The organism is Bacillus piscicola (assembly GCF_022458745.1).
In the GTDB taxonomy this organism is placed as follows: domain Bacteria; phylum Bacillota; class Bacilli; order Bacillales; family Marinococcaceae; genus Alteribacillus_A; species Alteribacillus_A piscicola.
Genome location: NZ_JAJJJF010000028.1, coordinates 1 through 4,000, shown reverse-complemented (window position 1 = coordinate 4,000; position 4,000 = coordinate 1). Strand labels below are relative to the sequence as shown.

Below are 4,000 nucleotides of genomic sequence, written 5' to 3'. Positions count from 1 at the left end.
TAGAGGACCAGCGCTATGGTCAGCTTCCATCTTATAGGTATCGTGTGAACATGTTGTTCTTGAGAAGTTTGTCATTATCTCCTAACCTCCTTCCGTTTATCTGTTCAACAATATGACTTTGTTTATATTACCGAGCGTTATTCCAGAATGGCGCCCTTTAATTGAATACATCATATCACTTTTTAAGACCGTTTAGAAAACACTACAAAAGAGATGAAGACTGTCATCATTGTTAAAGCAGCCAAGACACTTACAGTCTGATAACCACTTAGAGCCACCACATTAAACTGGAATAACCCCATTAAAATAATCATATACCCCAGAATAAAGAAGTAACTGACAAACATACCTTTTTCTTTAATCCGTTTCGAGCGCTCATCATTTTCTTTAAAATGAGGATAAAGATAAGCATTACAAAATGCCATCACGCTAACTCCAAATAAAACTATATCATGACCTATCGGAAATACTCCACCTGAAATAGCAGCAATACTTGTTATTATACTGAATGCTAAAAAGAGAAATCCAAAAACGATAAATTGAATTTGGCCTGTTTTTCTGTTCATAATTCAACCTCCTAATATGAATAAACTTACTTATAATCTTTTTCTTCCAAAAAGAAGATGTTTTCCACTTTCGTTTCAAATAATTCTGCCATTATCATCGCAAGAGGAAGAGATGGATTGTACCTGCCCTTTTCGATAGAAATAATGGTTTGCCTGGAAACACCTAACTTTTCCGCTAATTTATCTTGAGAAAAACCAATTTCTTTTCTGTGTTCACTTAACTTGTTTTTCAAAGTCATCACCACCTCTATTCATACCTAGTGTATTGTAAAGGTAACTTGACGGTCAAGTTACCTTTACAATTATTTCATAAAAATTATAAAAGTCCTTTTTTTACGCAAAAAAACTGTACCTTTTTTAAGATACAGTTTGAAGTATTTCTTCACTATCCTGTTGTTCTACAATCTGGCTGTTAGAAGCGCAATCCTTATTCCACAACTGCGCCCCGTTTGCGGAACATTCTTTATTGACCTTCTAACATATCCCTTAAATAATTTGTGTCTTTTGGAGATATATCAAAGCCATTTAGCTCGTGCCCAATATACATTATCCTACTTTTCTCCCCTGTATTTCCTAGTACAAGGTGTAATCCGTGGGTTTCCCCATTTTTATAACGAACCAATATATCATAATCAGGCTTTTCTTTATCAACATCGACTTTTTGTTTTCTTCCTTCTGCATTTTTCACAATCTCTTCAAATCTTGATATGATTGCATCTTCGTCAATTGTAGTAAAATAATTTTCATTTAACCCACCATAGGCATCTGATTTAGAAATTGAAATAGATGAAACATTATCAATTAGCGTCATCTTCTCTTCTTGGGATTGGCAAGCAAATAATAGTAATGCGCAAAAAGATAGTAATAATAACAAAAGTATTTTTTTCAAAAATCTCTCCCCCCCCTGTACTGATATTCGTGTTTTCAATTTATCTGGCCCTTATACACAATACTGACGCTGCTCATTATTAAGGAATCGCGCCCGTTTGAGGAAATGTTAATTTATTCTTTTTAAACCAGCTTCATTTATCGAATCACCAATGATCTCAAAAGAGTATTCCTTGTTTGTTGCTAATTCAAGTGTTATTTCTTTCAATGGTACCCTTTGTTCCATTTCATTTATCAATACAAATTTAAATGTTTTTTTGCCTTCTAAGTTAAAGTCTTCTTGATCAATATATTTTTACTAAGTGTCCCCTTTTCGAATTTCAGAGCCATCAGCATAACTTATACCGCCTGTAATTTCACCATCAGTACTGATTTCTATCGAATAAAAGTCAAAATTAGCGTTGTTTTTTATGTGAATAACCATGCTATTCTCATTTGGTTTTATTAAAGCACCAGTATTATTTGTACAAGCCGATAAAAACATAACTATCAAAAATGAGATTGATAAAAGTAACGATTTCTTCATAAATTCTCAACCCCTTCTTAAATTAATTATTTGATTATTTATTCTTGCGTATCTTTATCACTTTGATATTCAAGAATATCCCCTGGCTGACAATCCAAAGCTTTACAAATAGCATCTAAAGTTGATAATCGAATCGCTTTTGCTTTTCCATTTTTCAAAATAGAAATGTTAGCCATAGTGATTCCAACTCTTTCGGATAGTTCTGTTACACTCATTTTTCTTTTTGCTAACATCACATCAATGTTGATTATAATTGCCACTGTTTTCACCTCAGACTGTTAAATCATTTTCTAACTTTATATCTAAAGCACTCTTAAACAACTTCTGAAGAACCATAGCGAAAACTGCAATAATAATGGAACTAAAAATAATTGTAAATGCAATAATTGCTATGCCAGGGTGTAAAGCGTTTTGTGTCAACAAAAATATAGTGCCTATTACATATAAGATACTAATTGTTATCGCACAGTATTTTATGTTTCTTAGGGCATTTACGGACAAATCCGAGAAGGCATTTTTTCTATCAATGTAATTTAAAAGTCTTAAAGCCTCATACAGGGCAATGAAAAATGGGATTGCTGTTATATATAGCCCGATTAAAATGGGATATCGCAAATAAGCAAACTCAGGATACATTTCTGCGGTATCATTTGCTAACCAAGGTAACAGAAATATACACAAAGCAAGTACCGTAATTCCAATATAAAAAACAGCTACCTTTAAAAAGAGAGTTGTTCCTTGTTTCATAAAAAGCACCTCACTTATTTTTCCTTGTTAGAATTATAGCAAGTGTTTTATTGAATTACAATAAATCCGTATTAAAACTCAATAATTTAATGTTGTTTAATTAATATCTTTTCTTTTTTGACAAAAATAAAAAGCATCCCTGATTGGACAGAGATACTTCATAAAATATTTAGCCGTGGCTACGGAATGAGGTTTAATCAATTTTTACTTTGCGATCTTCAACATAATGGCCCGATTCCAACGCAATCCTTCTTCTAGAATTACACCCGATTCTAGAAGAACCTTATACATTTTATCTGTCCTTGGTATCAGATTGGCTTTTGTATTTAAGGTTAAAAATTAATTCAAATACAAAGGCAACTAATAAACCACTCCAAAAAATAAAAGCTGGTGAAAATAAACCGTTTTCCGTTGCCAAACAATAAAAATAGTTTACCGCTGATATGAGTACGTAAGTATAGAAACCAAAGAAAGCTCCCTTTTTCCAATTGAGTGATTCTCTTTCATTCATCGACTTGAAGAGCTTCATAACATCACTTCCCTAACTTCGTAAATGGCCCTTATACGCAATACGGGCGCTGCTTTATTAAGGAATCGCGCCCGTTAGTTCAATAACAACCTTGAGAGCAACTGGTCACTAATATTTAACGAATGTGGTAACGCTTCGTTTTGATGCAATAGTTCGTCTGGAAAGTTCCTCTTTCCATTTCTTTGAGTCTAATTGATATTCACCGTATTCATCTTTGTAAGTTTTTTTTAAGAGATTAATTGTTCTGGACTCTTTTGGATAATTATGTGATAAGAGATAACCCAGTCGTCCTTCCTCAAATATATATAGTTCTACAACGTCCCCAATTTCCATAAATGAATCCAAGAATGTAATAAATTCAATATCTTCACCTCCAAGTTCATAAACATAAGGGAGGGTAAACGGCAAACTTTCCTTATACGCTTCACCATTTATAAATGCATAATTATTTTCACTTGTGTGATATTCAGGAATAGGTTTTAATGTAGCGATAAAATAATGAGCTGTCATTGAAAAATCCCTTTCATCAATACAATATTCTTATTAAAGCAACCTATCATAAGTATAACCTTGAATAATATCAATGTTAATTTTTACCTAACGTCTTCTTCAATTAACCTGCTCCGTTAGTACAATAAGCCTTACTCCATTAAATGGCCCGTTTGTTGAACAAAAGTAACACAATGCTTTACCCTGTGTTTTACCATAAATATAATTTAACCTTTTTGCTAACCTGCCCCGTTT

At 32.8% G+C, this 4,000-nt stretch carries 8 protein-coding genes; all 8 read right to left on the bottom strand.

Going from position 1 to position 4,000, the window contains the following annotated elements; all coding sequences use genetic code 11:
* Positions 1-182 precede the first annotated feature (182 nt).
* Positions 183-566 carry a hypothetical protein gene (locus LOR49_RS17260; RefSeq protein ID WP_240378200.1) on the bottom strand — a complete coding sequence of 128 codons (384 nt, stop codon included), beginning with the start codon at positions 564-566 and terminating at the stop codon, positions 183-185.
* A 26-nt stretch (positions 567-592) separates the two neighbouring features.
* Entirely contained in the window at positions 593-799 is a 207-nt protein-coding gene (locus tag LOR49_RS17255) for a helix-turn-helix transcriptional regulator (protein ID WP_240378198.1), read from the bottom strand.
* A gap of 230 nt (positions 800-1,029) precedes the next feature.
* Positions 1,030-1,455, bottom strand: coding sequence for a YhfM domain-containing protein (locus LOR49_RS17250; protein ID WP_240378196.1), 426 nt, complete (start codon positions 1,453-1,455; stop codon positions 1,030-1,032).
* A gap of 297 nt (positions 1,456-1,752) precedes the next feature.
* A complete protein-coding gene (locus LOR49_RS17245; protein ID WP_240378194.1) occupies positions 1,753-1,980 on the bottom strand; it encodes a hypothetical protein in 228 nt (75 codons plus the stop codon).
* 38 nt (positions 1,981-2,018) lie between these two features.
* Positions 2,019-2,240, bottom strand: a complete 222-nt coding sequence (locus LOR49_RS17240) for a helix-turn-helix domain-containing protein (protein WP_240378192.1) — start codon at positions 2,238-2,240, stop codon at positions 2,019-2,021.
* Positions 2,241-2,250: 10 nt separating this feature from the next.
* Positions 2,251-2,727: a DUF2975 domain-containing protein gene (locus LOR49_RS17235; RefSeq protein WP_240378190.1), complete on the bottom strand. Its 477-nt coding sequence runs from the start codon at positions 2,725-2,727 to the stop codon at positions 2,251-2,253.
* Between the two features lie 292 nt (positions 2,728-3,019).
* On the bottom strand, positions 3,020-3,256 hold the full coding sequence (locus tag LOR49_RS17230; RefSeq protein WP_240378189.1) for a hypothetical protein: 237 nt from the start codon (positions 3,254-3,256) through the stop codon (positions 3,020-3,022).
* Between the two features lie 108 nt (positions 3,257-3,364).
* Entirely contained in the window at positions 3,365-3,766 is a 402-nt protein-coding gene (locus LOR49_RS17225) for a hypothetical protein (protein WP_240378187.1), read from the bottom strand.
* Positions 3,767-4,000 lie beyond the last annotated feature (234 nt).